The organism is Neorhizobium sp. PAMB6716 (genome assembly GCF_058242805.1).
The window spans coordinates 457,722-478,127 of record NZ_CM177835.1 but is presented as its reverse complement, the minus strand read 5'-3'; the positions used below and the strand labels follow the sequence as shown (position 1 = coordinate 478,127).

20 protein-coding genes and 1 tRNA gene are annotated in these 20,406 nt (G+C 61.5%); 12 read left to right on the top strand and 9 right to left on the bottom strand.

Annotation, left to right across the window (positions count from 1 at the left end; genetic code table 11):
* Positions 1–189: 189 nt before the first annotated feature.
* Positions 190–1,539: an NAD(P)/FAD-dependent oxidoreductase gene (locus tag AC4CWH_RS02245; RefSeq protein WP_491284005.1), complete on the top strand. Its 1,350-nt coding sequence runs from the start codon at positions 190–192 to the stop codon at positions 1,537–1,539.
* Positions 1,536–1,817, top strand: a complete 282-nt coding sequence (locus AC4CWH_RS02240) for a hypothetical protein (protein WP_491320200.1) — start codon at positions 1,536–1,538, stop codon at positions 1,815–1,817. The genes AC4CWH_RS02245 and AC4CWH_RS02240 overlap by 4 nt, the downstream gene beginning before the upstream one ends.
* A gap of 68 nt (positions 1,818–1,885) precedes the next feature.
* Here the strand turns inward: AC4CWH_RS02240 and AC4CWH_RS02235 are convergent, their stop codons facing one another.
* Entirely contained in the window at positions 1,886–2,698 is an 813-nt protein-coding gene (locus AC4CWH_RS02235) for an SDR family oxidoreductase (RefSeq protein WP_491321333.1), read from the bottom strand.
* Between the two features lie 362 nt (positions 2,699–3,060).
* Here AC4CWH_RS02235 and AC4CWH_RS02230 point away from each other — a divergent pair, with 362 nt between their 5' ends.
* Complete coding sequence (locus AC4CWH_RS02230) at positions 3,061–3,921, top strand: glycerophosphodiester phosphodiesterase (RefSeq protein WP_491320199.1); 861 nt, start codon at positions 3,061–3,063, stop codon at positions 3,919–3,921.
* A 63-nt stretch (positions 3,922–3,984) separates the two neighbouring features.
* Here the strand turns inward: AC4CWH_RS02230 and AC4CWH_RS02225 are convergent, their stop codons facing one another.
* A complete protein-coding gene (locus AC4CWH_RS02225) occupies positions 3,985–4,317 on the bottom strand; it encodes a hypothetical protein (protein WP_491320198.1) in 333 nt (110 codons plus the stop codon).
* Positions 4,318–4,645: 328 nt separating this feature from the next.
* On the opposite strand from AC4CWH_RS02225, the gene AC4CWH_RS02220 reads away from it, so the two are divergent.
* Positions 4,646–6,463, top strand: coding sequence for a methyl-accepting chemotaxis protein (locus AC4CWH_RS02220; RefSeq protein WP_491320197.1), 1,818 nt, complete (start codon positions 4,646–4,648; stop codon positions 6,461–6,463).
* A 42-nt stretch (positions 6,464–6,505) separates the two neighbouring features.
* Here AC4CWH_RS02220 and AC4CWH_RS02215 read toward each other — a convergent pair whose 3' ends face one another.
* On the bottom strand, positions 6,506–6,691 hold the full coding sequence (locus AC4CWH_RS02215; RefSeq protein WP_491320196.1) for a hypothetical protein: 186 nt from the start codon (positions 6,689–6,691) through the stop codon (positions 6,506–6,508).
* Positions 6,692–6,833: 142 nt separating this feature from the next.
* Here AC4CWH_RS02215 and AC4CWH_RS02210 point away from each other — a divergent pair, with 142 nt between their 5' ends.
* Complete coding sequence (locus tag AC4CWH_RS02210) at positions 6,834–7,706, top strand: LysR family transcriptional regulator (protein ID WP_491320195.1); 873 nt, start codon at positions 6,834–6,836, stop codon at positions 7,704–7,706.
* 9 nt (positions 7,707–7,715) lie between these two features.
* Here AC4CWH_RS02210 and AC4CWH_RS02205 read toward each other — a convergent pair whose 3' ends face one another.
* On the bottom strand, positions 7,716–8,426 hold the full coding sequence (locus AC4CWH_RS02205) for a GntR family transcriptional regulator (protein WP_491283997.1): 711 nt from the start codon (positions 8,424–8,426) through the stop codon (positions 7,716–7,718).
* Positions 8,427–8,682: 256 nt separating this feature from the next.
* On the opposite strand from AC4CWH_RS02205, the gene AC4CWH_RS02200 reads away from it, so the two are divergent.
* The 6 genes from AC4CWH_RS02200 (at position 8,683) to AC4CWH_RS02175 (ending at position 14,884) form a co-directional block, all read left to right on the top strand.
* Positions 8,683–9,768, top strand: a complete 1,086-nt coding sequence (locus tag AC4CWH_RS02200; protein ID WP_491320194.1) for an ABC transporter ATP-binding protein — start codon at positions 8,683–8,685, stop codon at positions 9,766–9,768.
* A 44-nt stretch (positions 9,769–9,812) separates the two neighbouring features.
* The gene (locus AC4CWH_RS02195) at positions 9,813–11,102 is read left to right on the top strand and encodes an ABC transporter substrate-binding protein (protein WP_491283995.1); all 1,290 of its coding nucleotides are present in this window, start codon (positions 9,813–9,815) and stop codon (positions 11,100–11,102) included.
* A 471-nt stretch (positions 11,103–11,573) separates the two neighbouring features.
* Positions 11,574–12,479, top strand: a complete 906-nt coding sequence (locus tag AC4CWH_RS02190; protein ID WP_491283994.1) for an ABC transporter permease — start codon at positions 11,574–11,576, stop codon at positions 12,477–12,479.
* Between the two features lie 3 nt (positions 12,480–12,482).
* Positions 12,483–13,301 carry an ABC transporter permease gene (locus AC4CWH_RS02185; protein ID WP_491320193.1) on the top strand — a complete coding sequence of 273 codons (819 nt, stop codon included), beginning with the start codon at positions 12,483–12,485 and terminating at the stop codon, positions 13,299–13,301.
* A gap of 3 nt (positions 13,302–13,304) precedes the next feature.
* Positions 13,305–14,048 (top strand): aspartate/glutamate racemase family protein, encoded by a 744-nt coding sequence (locus AC4CWH_RS02180; protein WP_491320192.1) that lies wholly within the window; start codon positions 13,305–13,307, stop codon positions 14,046–14,048.
* Positions 14,045–14,884 carry a GNAT family N-acetyltransferase gene (locus tag AC4CWH_RS02175; RefSeq protein WP_491320191.1) on the top strand — a complete coding sequence of 280 codons (840 nt, stop codon included), beginning with the start codon at positions 14,045–14,047 and terminating at the stop codon, positions 14,882–14,884. Before AC4CWH_RS02180 ends, AC4CWH_RS02175 begins: the two co-directional genes overlap by 4 nt.
* On the opposite strand, the gene AC4CWH_RS02170 is transcribed toward AC4CWH_RS02175, so the two are convergent.
* Together AC4CWH_RS02170 and AC4CWH_RS02165 are read right to left on the bottom strand one after the other, a co-directional pair.
* The gene (locus tag AC4CWH_RS02170; protein ID WP_491320190.1) at positions 14,885–15,712 is read right to left on the bottom strand and encodes a universal stress protein; all 828 of its coding nucleotides are present in this window, start codon (positions 15,710–15,712) and stop codon (positions 14,885–14,887) included. It lies immediately after the preceding gene.
* 154 nt (positions 15,713–15,866) lie between these two features.
* Entirely contained in the window at positions 15,867–16,862 is a 996-nt protein-coding gene (locus AC4CWH_RS02165) for a 1-phosphofructokinase family hexose kinase (RefSeq protein ID WP_491320189.1), read from the bottom strand.
* Between the two features lie 481 nt (positions 16,863–17,343).
* Here AC4CWH_RS02165 and AC4CWH_RS02160 point away from each other — a divergent pair, with 481 nt between their 5' ends.
* Positions 17,344–17,565 carry a helix-turn-helix domain-containing protein gene (locus AC4CWH_RS02160; RefSeq protein ID WP_491283988.1) on the top strand — a complete coding sequence of 74 codons (222 nt, stop codon included), beginning with the start codon at positions 17,344–17,346 and terminating at the stop codon, positions 17,563–17,565.
* 92 nt (positions 17,566–17,657) lie between these two features.
* Here the strand turns inward: AC4CWH_RS02160 and AC4CWH_RS02155 are convergent.
* From AC4CWH_RS02155 to AC4CWH_RS02145, 3 genes are all read right to left on the bottom strand, one after another.
* Positions 17,658–17,734, bottom strand: a tRNA-Met gene (locus AC4CWH_RS02155).
* A 135-nt stretch (positions 17,735–17,869) separates the two neighbouring features.
* Complete coding sequence (mnmA, locus tag AC4CWH_RS02150) at positions 17,870–19,066, bottom strand: tRNA 2-thiouridine(34) synthase MnmA (RefSeq protein ID WP_491321332.1); 1,197 nt, start codon at positions 19,064–19,066, stop codon at positions 17,870–17,872.
* 158 nt (positions 19,067–19,224) lie between these two features.
* On the bottom strand, positions 19,225–20,355 hold the full coding sequence (locus tag AC4CWH_RS02145; protein ID WP_491320188.1) for a mechanosensitive ion channel family protein: 1,131 nt from the start codon (positions 20,353–20,355) through the stop codon (positions 19,225–19,227).
* Positions 20,356–20,406 lie beyond the last annotated feature (51 nt).

The window sequence follows — 20,406 nt, the reverse complement described above, 5'->3', positions numbered from 1 at the left end:
CGCAATTACGATGACAACGGCTCCAACAAGCCAGACGATGCTGTTCATACCCAAGCTCCATTTTGTTTCGCTCCATCAACGACAGAGCACGCCAAAGGTTCCATCGCCGGTAGCAGGAACCTTTGGCGCAACAACGGGTTCGGGCGCGGCGTCCGGGCTTTGTCGCAACCGGACACGAGAGGAATGCCGATGAGCTTTCACCCCTATACCGCCACGCTGCAAAGCGATCAGCCGATGCCGGCCACCAGTGGAACGGACTTAAAAAGACCGCAGCGGGTGGTGATCATCGGCGCCGGCTTTGGCGGGCTTGCCGTTGCCCGCGAGCTTGGCAATACCGTGCTCGACGTGACGGTCATCGACCGGCGCAACCACAATCTTTTCCAGCCGTTGCTCTATCAGGTGGCAACGGCAGCGCTCTCGCCTGCCGATATTTCCGAGCCGATCCGCCGCACGCTTGGCCGCTATCACAATATCAAGGTGATGCTGGCCGAGGTGACAGGGATCGATACCGTGACCAAGACCGTGCAGTTCGCCACGGCGCCGTCCGTTCCCTATGACCGGCTGATCATCGCCACCGGTTCGGAATATAATTATTTCGGTCATGACGAATGGCGGGCGCTGGCGCCGGGTCTCAAAACCATCCATGAGGCACGCCAGATCCGCCACCGGCTGCTGCTGGCCTTCGAGCGCGCCGAGGTTTCGCAGGACCATGAGGAAAAGAAGGCGCTGCTCACCAGCGTCATCATCGGCGGCGGACCGACGGGCGTGGAAATGGCCGGCGCGATTGCCGAGCTTGGCCGCTTCATGATCACCCGGGATTTCCGCAGGCTTGCGCCCGAACATTTCCGCGTGCTGCTGCTGGAGGCAGGGCCGCGTATTCTGGCCGCCTTCCCCGAGGAGTTGACCACCTATGCCACGCGCGAGCTGGACCAAATGGGCGTGGAGGTGATGACCGGCCGCATGGTCGAGGACATTTCAGACGGGGTTGTGATTGCCAATGGCGAGACGATCCGCACCGCAAACGTCATCTGGGGTGCCGGCGTCAAGGCATCGCCGGCGGCCGGCTGGCTCGGCATCGAGGGCAAGGCGGGCGGGCGCATTCCTGTCGATGGTGATCTGAGGGTCACCGGTTTCACTGACGTGTTTGCGCTCGGCGATACGGCGCTTGGTGTCGACGAGGCGGGAAAACCGCTGCCGGCCCTGGCGCAAGTGGCCAAGCAACAGGGCCAGTATCTGGGCAAGGCGCTCCGCCACGAACTGCTCGATGCTACCCCATCAAAACCCTTCCATTTCAACAATCGCGGCAATACCGCCGTCATCGGGCGGAACGCCGCCATCTTCGATTTCGGCAAATGGCGGCTGAAGGGGCGGCTCGCATGGCTGCTCTGGGCGCTCGTCCATGTCTACCTGCTGGTCAATTTTGAAAAGCGGCTGCTGGTGACGATCCAGTGGATCTGGCGTTATCTTACCCGCCAGCGCGGCGCGCGCCTGATCGACGAAAATGTAACCCGATCCATCAACCCCGGGAGGGAGCCATGAACACCGCCAATCCGCAGCTGGAAGGCCTTTATCTGGCACTTGCCGCCATCAACCGCCTGCTGGTGGAAAAACAGCTGCTGACGCATGAGGAAATACGCGAAACGCTGCGCGAGGTGGAGGCTGGCGTGATGAAGGCAGAGGAGCCGGATGTTTCCAGTGCTCACCGCAAGGCCGTTGCCTTCCCGATCCGTCTTCTGGTGCTGGCCGATGAGGCGGCCGAACGCGGTGAGGAAGCGAATTTCGACGTTCTCGCCCGACAAGTTGGCCGCAACAACTGACACGTTTTCGGGCTGACGAAAAAGGGCGACGGGTATCCCCCGCCGCCCTTTGCACATTTTGACATCTATCAGATGATCGGCTTGCCGCCGGTCACCGCAATCGTTGCACCGGAGACGTAGCTGGAGAGCGGATCGGCCAGCATCACATAGGCGGTGGCCAGTTCCGCCGGCTGTCCCGGCCGTTTCATCGGCACCTGCTGACCGAACGATTTAACCGAATCCTCCGGCAGCGTGGAGGGAATGAGCGGCGTCCAGATCGGGCCGGGTGCAACCGCATTGGCGCGGATGTCCTTCTCCGCCAGCAGCTGCGCCAATCCTGCGGTAAAGTTCTGGATCGCGCCCTTGGTGGTGGCATAGGCGAGCAGCGACGGGTTGGGGCTGTCGGAATTGATCGAGGCGGTGTTGATGATGGAGGCGCCTGGCTTCATGTGCGCAACGGCTGCCTTGGTGAGGTAGAACATGGCGTGGATGTTCACCTTGAAGGTCAGTTCCCACTCCTCATCGCTGATCTCCCCAATCGTCGGAAACGAGGCCTGGTGGGCGGCATTGTTGACGAGAATATCGATCCCGCCGAGCTGTTCGACGGCCGTATCGATCACCTTGCGGCAATGGGCGGCCGATTGAAGATCGCCCGGCACCAGCACGGCCTTGCGGCCAGCCTCTTCCACATGGCGTTTCGTTTCCGCCGCATCCTGGTCTTCGTCGAGATAGGAAATCAGCACGTCGGCACCTTCGCGGGCAAAAGCAATGGCGACGGCGCGGCCGATGCCACTATCGCCACCGGTGATGACGGCCTTCTTGCCGGCAAGGCGGCCGGAGCCCTTGTAGGAGCTTTCGCCGTGATCCGGCACCGGCTGCATCTGGCTGGTCAAACCCGGCATCGGGATCTTCGGCTGGGAAAAGGGCGGCGTGGGATATTGCTGTGACATGGGTCAACCTCACTTTGATTGTTGGGGTTCGCGGGTCCAACTCATCCCAAGGGGTGGATGTTCCAACAGAAATCGGCCTGTGTCCGGCGTGCAGGCAAGGCAAACCACCCTCCCCGGCCGCGTGGTGGATGGCCACATCTCGCGCCCTGCCTTTCGCCTGCCTGTCATTGGCGTGGACAGGCGCGAGATCGGCACGGCACGTCTGCCATCTTGAAACTCGCCATAAAAATTCTGTCATCCATCCGTGCTACGGGCCACAATCCTGCGCGCTTGCCGTTCGACACAGGGCGCTTGTTACAGTTGAAGGTATCGCAATGCTTCTCCACTCTCCGCCCGGTCTCGAAATCATCCACGCCGGGCACCGCACAAGGCTCAAATGGCACCGGCTGCGCCTTGGCCTTTCGGCACCGCTTTTTTCGGCCGAGACGATGGCGCTGGGGTTTGAAGCGGGCGCTTCGATGGAGCTGGATCTTCGGGTGCGCGGCGATGGCGGTTTCGTGGTGCTGCATGATTCAGATCTCGACGGCGAAACCGATGGCTACGGCCCGGTGCGAAAAGCCTCTGCGCAGGATCTGCGTGGACTGACCATAAAGGCCGGCGGCACGCCGCCGATCCTCAGCGAAGACTTGGCGCAAATGCTGACGACGGCACATCCGGACGCTCTTTTGCAGTTCGACATGAAGGACGATCTGGCAACGATCGGCAGTGCGGGACTTGCGCATCTGGTGGAGTTTTTTGGCGCCGCCGGGCGCTCGATCATCGTCAGCGCCGGCGATCTCGACCTCATCGTCGCGATCCGCAACCACCTGCCCAACCTTGCGCGCGGCATAGACCCCACAGACAAGCTGATGGTCATCCTTGCCGAACAGGGACCGGACGCGGCACGGCAGGACCTTCTGTCTGATATCAATGGAGAAACCGCGCCGGACACGGTCTATCTCTCCTGGCCGCTGGTTCTGGAGGCCGCCGCGCGCGATCTCGATCTCATCGGCCTTTGCCATGAGAACGGCTGCAAGGTGGATGCCTGGACCTTTAACCTGAAAAACCCCGACATGGGGTTCAGCGAGGCCGAATGGGCGCAGTTTTCCGCCCTCATGGCGTTACACCCCGATCAGGTGACAACGGACGAGGCTCCGGCCACCGAGCGTGCCTGGAACGCCCGGAGCACCGGCTGAAAATATGAAAAAACCCGCCGGACGGGCGGGTTTTCGAGGCATGAGCCGATTGCGCGCTGGCGATCAGATTTCCGGGCAGCCGCGTTCATTGGCAAACGTGATGCGGCTCGGGCCGCGGCGGGTAAAGCCCTGCACGACAACGCGGCCGGGCGTTACGCGCACAACTTCCGGATCGCGCAGGCCCGCATCGCGGGCAGCAGAGCGGGCTTCGCGCTCGCTGCAACCCCGGCGCGGCGGCGGTCCACGACGATCGCGATCGTGTTCACGGATCACCGGACGGATGCCATCTGGCCCGACCCGCAATTCCATCTGTTGCGCCTGCGCCGACGTGCCGGCACAGACGCCCGCAGCCGCCATGGCAAGAGCAAGCCCCGCCGTCTGGATCACCTTCAGCATGATAGTCTCCTTGCTGCACGCCTGATGTCGGCGGCCCTGTTATTTAGCCAGCCCAAAACGCGGTGCCGGCTCATTTGTTCCAATACCTCCCTCAACTGTAATGACGAGACAAAGTGGAGAAAAACAACACAAACACCCGCAAATGCCGCCGCGATTATTATAGTCTGTCATGATTGTTATACGCAGGCTTAACCAATTTGCCCGAGTGTCCATGACGGGCAGGATGGAAAAATTTCTTTGATCGAGCGATTTGCTGCCTTTTCCCGGCAGGAAGGAGGAGACAGGACGTCGCCTTGCTTCAGCCTTTGCGTTTTCACGTAGGTCAAAGATGTTACGACACCTGTCGATTCGGACAAAAATCCTATCCGTCATCCTGTTTCTCGGGCTGGTCTCGCTGGCCGGTTTGTCTTACCTCAGCAGCCGTTTTGATGGCGTCAACGATCGTTATGCGGATTTCATCGCCAATAACGCCGCCGCCGCCGTTCTTGGCGCGCGCTCGTCGGCGGGCATGTGGACGGCCGTCAACGCCATTACCCGCGTTGCGCTGAACGAGACCGGCTCGCCGGCTTACGAGGAAGGCAAGGCCGCCTTCGTGCGCAACCTTGATGGCGCAAAGGCAAAGATGGTCGATATCGGCCGCATGGTGCCGGCGCTGAAGCCGCCGTCGGATGAACTGATGGGCCTGATGGACCAGTTCGGCGCTGTCTACGAAAAGATCGTGGTCGCCAAGCAGGCCGGACGCAATGACGAGGCGGTGGCCCTGGTGCGTTCGCTCGATCAACTGGCGCCAGCCTTCTCCACCAAATCCGGAGCCAACAACGCCGCGCTGAACGAAATGGTGGCCAATGGTGGCAAGACCATTTCCAGTGATACGTCCTCGATCATCTTCACCAGCATGGTGGCGCTTGGGCTTGCCGTAATCGCCACGATCGGCCTTGCCTATTATGTCGCAAGCGCCGGCATCACCCGCCCGATGGAGGCGCTTCGCCAGCGCATGGCAACGCTTGCCGGCGGCGAAACGGAGGCTGCTGTTTCCGGCACCGATCGCCGTGACGAGATCGGCGCCATGGCCCAGACGGTGGAAGTGTTCCGCAGCAATGCCAAGGAGCAGGCGCGCCTTTCGGCCGCAACCGAGGCAACCCGCCGCCAGGCGGATGCAGAGCGCGCCTCACACGAGGCAATCCGCACGGAAGAAGCCGGAACGCTGGCGGATGTGGTGCAGGCATTGGCCACCGGTCTGAAGGCCCTGGCCGACGGCGACCTGTCACACCGCATCGAGCGTCCGTTCACGGCAAAGCTCGACACCCTGCGCACCGACTTTAACCATTCGGTGGAAAAGCTGAACCAGGCCATGCAGCTGGTCGGCACCAATGCCCATGCGATCACGGCCGGGGCCAACGAAATCCGCACCTCGAGCGACGATCTTTCGCGCCGCACCGAGCAGCAGGCGGCTTCCGTCGAGCAGACAGCAGCGGCCCTGGAAGAGATCACCACCACCGTGCGCGATGGCGCAAAACGTGCCGAAGAAGCCCGCAAGCTGGTGGTGGCAACCGGCGAGGATGCTCGCAATTCCGGCACCGTGGTGCGCTCGGCGGTTGACGCCATGCACGCCATCGAGAAATCCTCCGGCGAGATTTCCAACATTATCGGCGTCATCGATGAAATCGCCTTCCAGACGAACCTCCTGGCGCTGAATGCCGGCGTGGAAGCGGCACGTGCGGGCGAAGCGGGCAAGGGTTTTGCCGTCGTTGCCCAGGAAGTGCGTGAACTGGCGCAGCGTTCCGCACAGGCTGCAAAAGAAATCAAGGGCTTGATCAACACGTCCAGCAGCCAGGTCGCCAATGGCGTGACGCTGGTTGGCAATACCGGCAAGGCGCTGGAAGGCATTGTCAGCCAGGTGCAGCACATCACCGGCCATGTGCAGGCGATTGCCGATGCCTACCGCGAACAGTCGCTCGGCCTGCAGGAGATCAACACCGCCGTCAACACGATGGACCAGGGCACCCAGCAGAACGCCGCCATGGTGGAAGAGGCAACCGCCACGGCTCACCAGCTTTCCGGCGAAGCCGAAACCCTGACGCGCCTGCTCGGCCAGTTCCGCCTTGCCGAAGCCCAGCGCTCCAACCAGTACGGCCGCGCGGCCTGAGCGTTTCAGGCATTATCTTCAAATCGATAAAAAGGCTCCGGGTCATTCCGGAGCCTTTTTCATGGACCGCTTGCGACATCCGACAAGCCAGCTCAACAGCGGCAGGATGAACAGAAGCCCCTGCCATTCCGCCTGATCCAGCGGATCTGACAGCGGATGCCTGACGCCGCGGCTGCCCGGCCTCGCACGCTTCAATTCAAGCCATATGACCACCCCTTCAAGCAGCATTTTCGTTCTCCTTGCACAATATGTGGCGCTGAGGAGACCGATAAGACACCGAGGCAGACCGCGCGATGTAGACCCATGTTTGCAACGGCTCTTTCATCCATGCACGATGGACCCGCCATAAAGGCGCGGATAGACTGACCCGATGCAGCACACCGACTGGGACGACCTCAAACTCTTTTTCCATGTGGCCCGCGAGGGTGGCCTTTCGGGTGCTGCCGAACGCACTGGCTTCAGCGCACCCACGATCGGCCGGCGTATGCAGGCGCTGGAGCGCCAGATGGGGCGCACGCTGTTTATCCGCAGCCAGCAGGGTTATCGTCTGGCCCCCGATGGCGAGATCCTGCTCGGCCAAGTGCGCGCTATGCAGGAGGCCGCCGAAAACATCACGCAATGGCACCAGCGCGCCTTTACCCTGCCGATTGTCTCGATTGGCAGCGACGGCTGGTTATCCGGTTTCATTGCCGACCGCATTGCAGAGATCAGGCACCCCTCCGATCCGTTTCGGCTGTGCTGCAAGACGGCAAACGACGTGGGGGATCTGGCCTTTCGCGCAACGGATGTCGGGGTGGTGGCGCGGCGGCCGCAATCGGGTAACCTTGCTGTCCGTCGTTCCGTCGACGTCACCTATGCCGTCTATTACGCCACCATTCACGAGGATCCGGAGCGGCTGCCCTGGACCTCCATTGGAACCGAAAGCGCCGTCACGCCCTCGGATAAATGGGTCTTTCAGAATTTCGAGGCGGATATCACCACCTGGACGAACGCACCGCAGCTTTTGCTGCGGCTTCTTCTGTCCGGAAACGGACGCGGCGTGCTGCCCTGTTTTGTCGGCGATGCCTTGCCGGATCTGCACCGCGCCGGCCCCGTCATCGCAGATCTCACCCACACGCTGCACATCGTTGCCAATGACGACGACCGTCACCGGCCGGAAATGCGCACCGTGATCGAGCGGCTGGCGGCTCTTTTGAAGCGGGAGGAAAGCCGGCTGAAGGGTCAAGGTCACCCTGCCCCTTAAGCCGCCGCGTCACACATCCAGCGCATCCTTCAGCGCAAGGCCTTCGCGTACGCGCAGATCAAGATCGGCCTCGATGTGGTCGATATGGTGCAGCATGAGAGCCGACGCACGGGCGGCATCCCGGCGTTCCAGCGCATCGAGGATCTCGCCATGTTCACCGTGGCCGCAGCGGGATACGCCGGTGCTGCCATAAAGCGCGATGACCAGCGAGGAGCGCGCCACAAGCTCATCCATGAAACGCTGCAGGATGGCGTTCCCGGCAACGCTTGCCAGCATCAGGTGAAAATCGCCGGATGCCTTGATTTCGGCGCGGCGGGCAGCCGGGCCGTGCTCGCTCATGTAACGCGCCTCTTCCTGCAGCTGGTGGCGGAACGTATCGAGATCGGCGCTGGTAATGCGTTCGATGGCGGCGGCGACGATGCCGGGCTCGATCAGACGGCGCGACGAGAAAACCTGGCGGGCTTCCTCCGGCGTCGGATTGGAGACAAACGCGCCGCGATTTCGCTCCGCCCGCACCAGCCCTTCGAATGCCAGCATCTGCAGCGCTGCACGCACCACGGTGCGGCTGGCATCAAACAGCGCGCCGACTTCGCTTTCCGACAGTTTGGTGCCCGGCACGAGGCGCCGGTCGACAATGGCGTTGCGCAGGGCCTCTCTGATGGCGAGCGCCCGATCATCCGGCACCAGGTCGAAGGGGCTGATTTTGTCGCTGATCTGCATTGCGAGTTCCCGTTTTGCCCTTTTGTAACGCGAACAGCCGTCAGTGCAAAGCGGGAAGCGCGGCTCATTCGCGCGTTGAATACAATCGGCCTACCGTATCGTACACAATCGTCTATTTTTTACGCAGACATAGCCCAGTCTGTGTGCATCCAATTGGCGCGCCGCACGTCGACACCGATTAAGTGCCCGAGATTGCAGATAAAGCGGCAACTGGCACGGCGCATGCATTGCTGTTGGCCAAGACAAGGGAGTTCCCATGACAAAAGCCGCAGAAATAGACATCGCTTCGGTCTCGAAGGTCTACGGCACCACCACGGCCGTTCATTCCATCAGCCTGAAGATCCCCGCTGGCAGTTATTGCTGCCTTCTCGGGCCCTCCGGCTGCGGCAAGACAACGACGCTGCGCATGATTGCCGGCCACGAAACGATTACGACCGGCGACGTGCTGCTCGGCAACAAGAACGTCACGGATCTGGCGCCGGCCGAACGCGGCACGGCGATGATGTTCCAGTCCTACGCGCTGTTTCCGCATCTTGACCTTGTCGACAATGTCGCCTTTTCGCTGAAGATGAAGGGCATCGACAAGGAAACCCGCCGCGCCAAGGCGATGGAGATGCTGAAGCTGATGCAGCTTGAAGCCTATGCATCGCGCCGCCCCGCCCAACTCTCCGGCGGCCAGCAGCAGCGCGTGGCGCTGGCCCGCGCCCTGATTACCGATCCGGAAGCGCTGTTGCTCGACGAGCCGCTGTCGGCGCTCGATCCTTTCCTCAAGGTGCGCATGCGCGCCGAGTTGAAGAAGCTGCAGACCTCGCTCGGCATCACCTTCGTGCACGTGACCCACAGCCAGGAAGAGGCGATGGCGCTCGCAGACATCGTCGTCGTGATGAATGACGGCCGCATCGAGCAGGCAGCGCCGCCGCGCACGGTGTTCGAGCGTCCGGCGACCGCCTTCGTTGCCCGTTTCATGGGCGATCACAACGTGATTTCCGGCCGCGTGACCGACAAGGACGACACGAGCCTGACGCTATCAGTGGCGGCCGGCGCCAGTTTTTCGGCACCTGCGGACAAGGCCGAAATCGGCCAGCCCGCCGATATCGCCATCCGCACCGATCGCGTCACTGTTGGCGCTGAGACGGCTGCCGGTTACGGCTTTACCGGCACGATCAGCAATATCGAATACCGTGGCTCCTCCGTGAAGCTCGCCGTCAGCGGCGCCGGCATCGAGGATTTCACGGCGATCCTCAGCGACAAGGTGTTCTTTGCCCAGCCCGTCAAGGTTGGCGAAGCCATCCAGCTGTCCTGGAACGCCGAGGACGTGATCGTTCTCGGGCGCCCGCACTAACCACCACAACAAGTCCAATCAAAAACCTTCAGAGGAGACATGGCATGACGAACACTCCCATCAAGCCCACGGGCATCAGCCGCCGCAGCCTGCTGAAAACGGCTTCTGCCGCAGCAGGCCTCGCCGCCGGCTCGGGCGCCATCACCGGCTTCCCGACCATCTGGGCGCAGAACCCGATCACGCTTCGCCAGTTCGGCACCGGCGTGTCGAACATCAATGCCATTGCCGAAAAGTGCAAGGCAGACCTCGGCATCACGCTGGAAATGACGGCAACCGATTCGGATGCGGCCGCCCAGCGCGCCGTCACCCAGCCGAATTCCTACGACATCGCTGATATCGAATACTGGATCCTGAAGAAGGTCTTTGCCGCCGGCGTCATCCAGCCGATGGATGTGAAGAAGCTGAAATATTACGACAAGGTCGTTCCGCTGTTCAAGAACGGCAAGCTGAAGCCGGACAGCGTGATTGCGCAAGGGACAGCGCCGCACACGGTTGGCTTTGTCGAAAAGCCCGGCGACAAGAAGTTCGCCAAGGGTGAGACCCAGTGGTTCACCATGATGCCGACGATCTACAATGCCGATACGCTCGGCATCCGCCCCGACCTCGTCGGCCGCGAGATCACCTCCTGGGCCGATATCATGGACCCTGCCTTCAAGGGCAAGACCTCCATCCTCAACATCCCCTCGATCGGCATCATGGACGCTGCCATGATCATGGAGGCGATGGGCAACATCAAGTACAAGGACAAGGGCAACATGACGAAGGAGGAGATCGACAAGACGATCGACTTCCTCATCAAGGCCAAGCAGGCCGGCCAGTTCCGCGCCTTCTGGAAGTCCTTCGACGAATCGGTCAACCTCATGGCATCGGGCGAAGTCGTCATCCAGTCCATGTGGTCGCCGGCCGTGGCTGCCGTGCGCTCCAAGGGCATTGCCTGCAAATACCAGCCGCTGAAGGAAGGTTATCGTTCCTGGGGCGGCGGTCTGGGTCTGGCCTCGCACCTCAAGGGCGCGCAGCTGGAAGCCGCTTACGAATATATCAACTGGTACACATCCGGCTGGGTCGGCGCTTACCTCAACCGCCAGGGTTATTATTCGGCCGCCATGGAAACGGCAAAGGGCCATATGTCGGCTGACGAGTGGGGCTACTGGATCGAAGGCAAGGCTGCCCAGGGCGACATTCTCTCCCCGGAAGGCAAGGTCATGGAAAAGGCCGGCGCCGTGCGCGATGGCGGCTCCTTCGAAGACCGCATGGGCAAGGTTGCCTGCTGGAACTCTGTGATGGACGAAGACCGCTACATGGTCCGCCGCTGGAACGAGTTCATCGCAGCTTAAGGCCGGATATCCCTGCAGGGGAGGCTCGGGGAATATTCCTGCTCCTCCTCTCCAGACATACCCCTGCCGGCCACCCTCCCCACAAGGGTACGGCTATCGCAATTGAAATAAGACCCTCTCTGCCCTGCCGGGCATCTCCCCCACAAGGGGGGGAGATACGATGCGGCAAGCGTCCCGTTCCCGCATCAGAGGGTGCGGCCGGGTTAAGCCCTCCCCCTTGTGGGGAGGGTTTGGGAGGGGACTTGTCTCATATGCGATAGCCCTCCCCACAAGGGGGAGGGAGACCTGCGGAACGGCTTCGTTCTTGAAGCGGCGTCCGGACAAGAGGACGCGACGGATGACTAACGCGCTCCGCAGCCCGCTGCGGAGTATTCCCTCCAAGGAGGGCAGGACTTGGCCACTTGCAGTCTCCCCCGTTGTGGGGGAGATGGCCGGCAGGCCAGAGGGGGATCTTTCCCGACAGGAGACGACATGACCACAGTACGCTTTCTCGGTGTCGGCGAACCGAAGCCGAAACGCAGCATCCGGCTGCCGCTCAAGCTTGTCTCCTACATGCAGGCAACGCCGCTGACCCTCATTCTTGCGGCATTCCTGCTTTTGCCGCTGCTGATGATCGTCACCGTCAGCTTCTGGGATTATGACTTTGCCCAGATGTATCCCGATTTCGTCACCTTCAACTATACCGAGACGCTGGGCTCGTGGGTGACCTGGAAGACTTATCTCAACACGCTGAAATTTGCCTTCCTGGTCTGGGTGATCACCCTCTTCATCGGCTTCTGGGTCGCCTATTTCCTTGCCTTCCACATCCGCACCGCCGCCATGCAGATGGTGCTGTTTCTGGTCTGCACCGTGCCGTTCCTGACCTCCAACATCATTCGCATGATCTCGTGGATCCCGGTTCTCGGGCGAAATGGCCTCATCAATTCCGGCCTCGTCAATTCCGGCCTCGTGTCGGAACCGGTGGAATGGCTGCTCTATTCGGATTTTGCCGTCGTGCTCGCCATGGTGCATCTCTACACGCTGTTCATGGTGACGCCGATCTTCAACACGCTGATGCGCATCGATAAAAGCCTGGTGGAAGCCGCGCGCGATGCCGGCGCCTCCAGCCTTCAGGTGCTGACAAACGTCATCCTGCCGCTGGCAAAACCCGGCATGGCGATCGGAACCATTTTTGTCGTCACACTCGTCATGGCTGATTTTTCGACCGTGCAGGTGATGTCCGGCGGCCAGAGCGCGTCTGTTGCCCTGATGATGAAGAACCAGATGTCGCTGCTGCAATATCCGGCCGCTGCCGCCAATGCCGTGGTGCTGCTCGTCCTCGTTCTCCTGATGGTCGCGGGCATCCTGCGCATCGTCGATATCCGCAAGGAGCTTTAACCGATGTATGCCGACAAACGCTCCCGCGAATTTTATATCCTCGCCATCTTCTTCGCCCTCTTCGTGCTGTTTCTCTACGGCCCGCTGTCTGCCATCGTTATCCTCTCCTTCCAGGGGCCGAACGGGGGGCTGACCTTTCCGCTGAACGGCGTGTCGCTGCGCTGGTTTGCCAATCTTCTGGAAACGCAGGCGGTGGGGGATTTCGGCGGCTCGTTCCGGCGCTCGCTGATGCTCGGCATCATGGTGATGCTGGTTACCGTTACCGTGTCGCTGCTGGCCGGCCTTGCCTTCCGGCGCAAGTTCTTTGGCGCAACCGTGCTGTTTTACCTGTCGGTCGCAAGCCTTGTCGTGCCCTCGATCATCATCTCGCTCGGCATCGGTGTCGTCTTCCAGCAGTTCGGTTTTCAGCCGGCCTGGTATTCGTCGGCCTTCGGCGCCCACCTCACCTGGACGCTGCCGTTTGGCGTGCTGATCATGTTTGCCGTGTTCAACCGCTTTTCGCCGTCCTACGAGGAAGCCGCGCGCGACCTTGGCGCCACATCCTGGCAGACGTTTCGCTACGTCGTGCTGCCGATGATTGCGCCCTCCCTCATCGGTGTCGGCCTCTTCGGCTTCACGCTCTCCTATGACGAATTTGCCCGCACGCTGATGACATCTGGCACCTACAACACGCTGCCGCTCGAAATTTACGGCATGACGACCAATGTCACGACGCCGGTGCTTTATGCGCTCGGCACCGTCACCACCGTCTTTTCCTTCCTCGTCATTGCCGGCACGCTCGGGCTCATCATCGCCATGAACCGCCGCCGGTCCAAAGGCTGATTAATGCGCATTCTCCTGATCAATCCGAACACGACTGCCAGCATGACGGCAACGGCGGCAGATGCTGCACGCCGTGTGGCTGCCACCGGCACGGAAATCATGCCCGTCACCTCCACGATGGGGCCGGTTTCCATCGAAGGTTATTATGACGAGGCGCTCGCCGTGCCCGGCCTGCTGGTGGAACTGGCGAAGGGCGAAAAGGCTGGCGCCGATGCCGCCATCATCGCCTGTTTCGACGATACCGGGCTTGATGCCGCACGCGCCCTTGCCGGCATTCCCGTCATCGGCATCTGCGAGGCCGCACTTGCCTGCGTGTCCTTCATTTCCCAGCGCACCACCATCGTTACCACCATGGAACGCTCGCGCCTGCCCATCGAACATCTGGTGCATCGCTATGGCATGGGGGGCCGGGTGAAGGTGCGCGCCGCCGATATTCCGGTGCTCTCGCTGGAAGACCCCTCCTCCAACGCCGGCGAACGGTTGCGCGCCGAAATCACGGCCGCCCTTCGCGAGGACCGGGCAGATGCCATCGTGCTCGGCTGCGCCGGCATGGCGGATCTCACGGCCGAACTGTCGCGTGAATTCGGCGTGCCGGTCGTGGACGGCGTGGCCGCCGCCGTCAAGCAGGCCGAGGCGCTGGTGGCGCTCAAGCTTTCCACCGCAAAGCGCGGCGCCTATGCCTTTCCGGTCGAAAAGCCCTACACTGGGATCCTGGAAGGGTTTCAACCGAAGGCGATGACCGCATGACGACGGCCGAGATCCGGATACTGACGCCCGCGGAACTCGGCCAGTTGCTCGGTTGGGCAGAGGCGGAAGGCTGGAACCCCGGCCTTTATGATGCCCTGGCCTTTCACGCCGCCGATCCCTCCGGCTTCTTCGGCTGTTTTGTCGAAGGGCAGATGGTCGCCGGCATCTCCGCCGTCGCTTATGGCGAAAATTTCGGTTTCATCGGGCTTTACATCTCTCACCCCGATCACCGCGGCAAAGGCTATGGGCTGAAGGTGTGGGATCATGCCATGCACACTCTTTCCGGCCGTAGCATCGGGCTTGATGGCGTGCCGGCGCAGCAGGCAAATTATGCCCGCATGGGTTTTGTGCCGACCTATGGCACCGTGCGCTGGAGCGGTCACACTCCGGCGCTGCCGGCAAGCCATCCCGACGTCGTCGCGGTGACACCAGACCATTTCAAGGACATCGAGGCGTTTGACGCCCGTGCCTTTCCGGCGCCCCGTCCGGCGTTTCTCAAGCAGTGGATTCAGCCGCCGCATATCGCCCACGCCCTTTTTCGGGACGGTCAGCTCGCCGGCTACGGTGTCGCGCGCCGCTGTCATGACGGGTTCAAGATCGGGCCGCTGTTTGCCGAAACCGATGGTGATGCGAAAGGTCTGTTTTCGGCGCTTGCCATGGCGGCCGGATCAGAAACCCTGCATATCGACGTGCCGGAAAACCGAACCGTGTTCTCGGCCCACCTCTCGGGCCTTGGCTTTACGAGGGGTTTTGAAACCCGCCGCATGATCCACGGCGCTCCCCCTCATTATGAGGAGCGCCTTGTTTTTGGCGTGACGACGCTGGAGCTTGGTTGATCAGCGGGCGATCAGAACCGGCACGGGTGCCGCCTCCAGAAGCGCCTGAGTGACGCCGCCAAAAACCCGCTCGCGCAAGCGTGAATGGCCATAGGCTCCCATCACGATGAGATCGGCGCCGATTTCGCCCGCATGGCTTTTCAGCACATCCTCGACGGGACGCCCGCCGCTCGGCAGCTGGTCGACCACCACATTAACGCCGTGGCGCGCCAGAAACGCTGCCACATCCGCCCCCGGTTCGCCACCATTGGCACTGTAGGAGGCATCGGGATCGATCAGCGTCACATGCACGCTTTCGGCCTGAGACAGGATATCGATGGCTTCGCGTGCGGCGCGGCCGGCTTCAGCGCGGGAATTCCAGGCGAGCAGCACCGTCTTGACCTTGACCGGCGCATCGCCGGCCGGCAGCAGCAGCAGGGGGCGTCCTGCCTCGAACACGGCGCCATCCACCACCGCATTGATAAGACCGGATTGTGCCCGCAGTTTCTGGCCCACCACGACGAGATCGGCGTAAAGCGCGCGCTGGAAGATCGTGTCGGCCAGAAAAGTCCGCTCGGTGTAATAACGGTCGATGTCGAAGGGAATTTCCGCCGTTTCGCAATGCGCACGCGCCATGTCGGCGACAGCGTGAAGCCGCTTCAGGTCCTCGACGCGCTGATCGAGCCAGGCGGTGCCGACCGGATAATCGCCAACCGTGGGCGACACGGCAATATCGACCACCAGCAGTGAGAGATGCGCGCCAAGCTGCGCGGCGAGATCCGTGGCGCGGTTGATGTCGGCCGCCTCTTCATGGCTGCCGATAATGGCCAGAACTGTCTTGAACAACATGATGATGCTCCCTTTCCCTTGGCCAAGGCCGCATCGGCCTTGTTGAGACTGAGCTTAGGAGCATCCTCCCCGCACCAATATGATCTCCGTCAAACCGTTCGCAGAAACCCACGGCATTAACCCCGGGCTTTGTCAGTTGCGTTGACCGAAGGTCTCAGGCGCTTGCCAGCCAGGCGGCCGCCTGTTCCTCGTGGCGGGCAGCGCAGGCGTCTGCGTAGAGCTTCAGGATATCGGCCCGGCGGCAAAGCTGCGTCCCCTCCGTCATCACCGCAGCGGCGCCCGCAGCAAGGCCGAAGCGGAAGGCTTCCCGGATATCCTGCCCCTTCGACAGCGCCCAGACGATGGCACCGACAAAGCTGTCTCCGGCGCCGACTGCCGAGCGCACCTCGACCTTGATCGCCGGCATCAGCAGGCGCCCTTCCGGCCCAACCAGCATGGCACCGTCCTCGCCCAGCGTCAGCGCCACGTAACGGGTGACGCCACGCGCGACGAGGTCTGCGGCAAACGCACCTGCCGTCTCGATATCCAGCCCGTGGCCGACGAGCCGTTCCAACTCGCTGAGGCTTGGCTTGAAGAGAAAGATGCCGCCCTCGGCAATCGCTGCCGAAAGCGCCTCGCCGGACGCATCCAGCACGAAGCGGCCACCGGTTTCGGCCGTGCGGCGTGCCATGTGGGCATAGGTATCGGTGGACACGCCGCGCGGCAGACTGCCGCTTGCCACGACATAGGCGGCTTTCTGCCGGTCTATGAGGTGCATGACCGGTTCGATCTCCAAGGCAGAGACCACAGGGCCTTCCGGAACGAAACGATATTCCAGCCCGCTTTCGTCCTCATGCACCATGAAGGCGATGCGCACCGAGCCCTTGATCGGAAAAATGTGCAGCCCAAGCGGAAGCGCTTTCAGCGCTTCGACAAGAATGGCGCCCGTTGCGCCGCCGGACAGCACCGCCACATCCGCCTCGCCCCCCATTTCGGCAATCACCCGCGCCACATTAACCCCGCCTCCCCCCACCTCCTGGCGCTGATTGCGCACGCGCATCTTGTGGGTCGGCACGATGCGCGTGACATCATTGGAGAGATCAAGCGTCGGATTGAGGGTGATGCAGAGAATGGCGGTCGATGACATTGGCGGGGACATCAATGGGGGCATCGGCGGGGCTCCTGAGCGGGATCAACGGGCGCAACCATGATCAATGGCGCGCAAGGCTTCACAGCGCTAACACGCACAAGGCAAAATGGTTTGATCCAGCGCATCCGAGAGCCGGCATTTTTCCGGACTTCGCCGGTGCAGGCAACGCGTTGAGACGGCGTTGTCCGGCCGGCGATTGCCACGTGAGCACGGCCATGTCCCGCCCGGGATTTGTCCATTATGCAAGATATTTCTAATTTACACTAATCGGCAAGCATCTCGCTAACTGGCGCCGTGTATACAAGGATGACGGGCAACCATTCCCGAACGCGGAACAAAATATGCACGTGTGCGGCCCTGCCGCCTGCGCAAAACCTTGGACTCTGCGGCAGAAAAGACTATCTATGTTGCGCTGCAGCAAGTTCACAGCGTATCGCGCAGCGTCCTTTGAGCTGATGCCCAAATTTTCCGACTTCGGTCGGCACTACCAAAGGAGTTGATAATGACCATGTCCCAAACAAATTTTGATGAAAGCCAGCCTGTATCCATCGCCGACACGATTGCCGAAGGCCGCCGCGCGTCCGGTTACAGCCTGGAAGACCTCGCCATTACCTGTGGCCTGACGGTTGAAGAACTGGAAGCCATCGAAGCCGGCGCGGATCAGGATCCCGCCCATGTCCGCCGCGTCGCCGCGGCGCTGCAATTGCAGACACTGACCATCTGATCAGCCGCCTATCGCAGAGCGGGCCAAAAGCCCGCTCTCATACGCCCTGCTAGCCGCAAGGCTTCACGAACATCTTGATAAACTGGAGAGTTTGGTAGCGGGGGGCGGAATTGAACCGCCGACCTCAGGGTTATGAATCCTGCGCTCTCACCAACTGAGCTACCCCGCCAAGAGCGACTGCCGTGTGTCTGTTTCGTGACCCGTCCGGCGTGCTGGGGGGCTTATAAAGGGATGCTCCGACCAAAGTCAAGCGCGCTTGCGGCAAAAAGCCAAGGCTTTGCAACAGCGATTTTTGAAACGCAGCTTATGCCGCCGCCGGTGTCAGGAGAAGAGCCTTCAACGAGGCTTCCGCTGCCGCATCCCGTTCGGACCGATCGATAAAACCGCCGCCATACACCCGCGCATCCGCACCTTCTGCCGAATAGAGCACGCAGGCCTGGCCAGGGGCGACACCGGCTTCACCGATGGCGAGATCGACATAGATGCCGATTTCATCCGCGTGCAGCGTGGCAGGCGTTGGCGGGCGCGTGGAGCGCACCTTGGCAAAACAGTCAAAGCCATCGCGCGCGTCGTCAAACAGCGCGGAATCGCCGATCCAGTTGACGTCGCGCAGGTAGACGCGGCGGGTTTCCAGCGCTTCCTTCGGGCCGACGATCACACGGCGACCACGGGCATCGAGGTAAACCACGTAGAGCGGCTCGCCTGTGGCGACGCCCAGACCCTTCCGCTGGCCGATGGTGTAATGCAGGATGCCTTCGTGGCGTCCCAGCACGCGGCCATCGATATGGACGATCTCGCCCGCGAGCGCTGCGTTCGGCTTCACCTTGTTGATGATATCGGCATATTTGCCCTGCGGCACGAAGCAGATATCCTGGCTGTCGGCCTTTTTGGCAACGACGAGCCCCATGTCTTCAGCCAAAAGCCTCACATCGGCCTTCGACATGCCGCCGAGCGGAAAGCGCAGATAATCGATCTGCTCCTGCGTGGTTGCAAACAGGAACCAGCTCTGGTCGCGATCCGCATCGATGGGACGGAACAGCGCGCGGCGGTTCGGATTTTCAGCAGAGGGATTTAGGCTGGAGCGGATGTAATGGCCGGTCGCCAGCGCATCGGCGCCGAGATCCTTTGCCGTTGCCAGAAGATCGGCGAACTTGACGGTCTGGTTGCAGGCAACGCAAGGGATCGGCGTTTCGCCCATGGCATAGGCTTCGGCAAACGGATTGATCACCGTTTCGCGAAAGCGCTTTTCATAATCCAGCACGTAATGGGGAATGCCGAGCGTTTCCGAGACACGGCGCGCATCGTCGATATCCTGGCCGGCACAGCAGGAGCCGGCGCGGTGGACGGCAGCACCATGATCGTAAAGCTGCAGCGTGATGCCGAGCACGTCATAACCCTGGCGTTTCAGAAGACCGGCGACCACGGAGGAATCCACGCCACCCGACATCGCCACGACGACGCGCGTATCCTCCGGCCTCTTGTCAAAATCCAGCGTATTCACAGGAACTCTCTTCGTCATCTCGCCGGGTTGCCTGCACGATAACATCGCGCCCCGCTGCCACGGCCCATCTCGGTGCCACGCATTTAGAGTGTGGATATAGAAAGGACGCTGCAAAAACGCAAGGTTCGTCGCAATTGCAGGCGATTGGCGAGCAGCCGTTACTGCTGCATCATGCGGCCTTCAGTGCCGGCGGCAACACCTGCGGTGCGCAGGTCTTCGCCACCGGAGCCAGACGCGCGCACCTTCGGCAGCGCATGTGGATACTCGCGCTGGATGAAATCGACCAGCTTTTCACGCACTTCACAGCGCAGGTCGAACGCCTTGCCGGCATCGGCTGCGGAAACCAGAATTCGGACCTCCATGACATTCTGCTTGAAATCGGTCACCGCGACATTCACCACCTGACGGTCCCAGACCTTGGAGGCAGCAGCGATCTCCTCCACCTTCTGGCGCAGAATAGAGACGGGCACGGTATAATCCAGATAGATCATGACAGTGCCGATGAGGGCTGCCCCTTCCCGCGTCCAGTTCTGGAAGGGGTTTTCGATGAAATAGCCAAGCGGCAGGATCATCCGGCGCCAGTCCCAGAGTTTGACCACGACATAGGTGGCGGTGATTTCCTCAACCTTGCCCCACTCTCCCTCCACCAGAAGCGCATCATCAATGCGGATTGGCTGGGTGATGGCAAGCTGGATGCCGGCAAACAGGTTTTTCAGCACCGGCTGCAAAGCAAGACCGAGCACGATACCGGCCACACCGGCCGATGCCATCAGCGACACACCATACTGGCGCACCGCCGGAAAGGTCATCAAGGCAAACGCGAGCGTGAAGGCAATGATGAGTGTCGCTGCCACACGCTCCATGATGCGCGACTGCGTGACGTGTTTTCGCGCCAGAAGATTGTCTTCCGCATCGAGTTTGAAGCGACGCAGATAAACGGTCGTCCAGATATGCAGCGTCGTGCGCGCCATCCAGCCAATCAGAACGATGAAGCAGAGCAGCAGTCCGTGGCGGAGAAGGCCCGTCTGCTGATCGGTGAGCGGCGCAATGCCGATGGCCGGCACCATGACCCAGGCGACGATGGCAAGCCGCATCGGCCTTTCCGTGCGCGAGACGAGCGAGCGCAGGAAAAGATCGCGATCCTTGACGATACGGGTGAGAAGGCGAAATACGAAGCGATGAATGAGGGAGCCCACCAGCACCGCCAGAATGAGCACGATCATTGCCAGAAGCCAGTTGGGCAGCCAGGCGATGACGATATAGAAATATTCTTCGAGACGCTGTTCCATCTCAAGGCACTTAGGGTGCAGTGCAGCAGAGGAAAGGGAGAAGGGCTGACA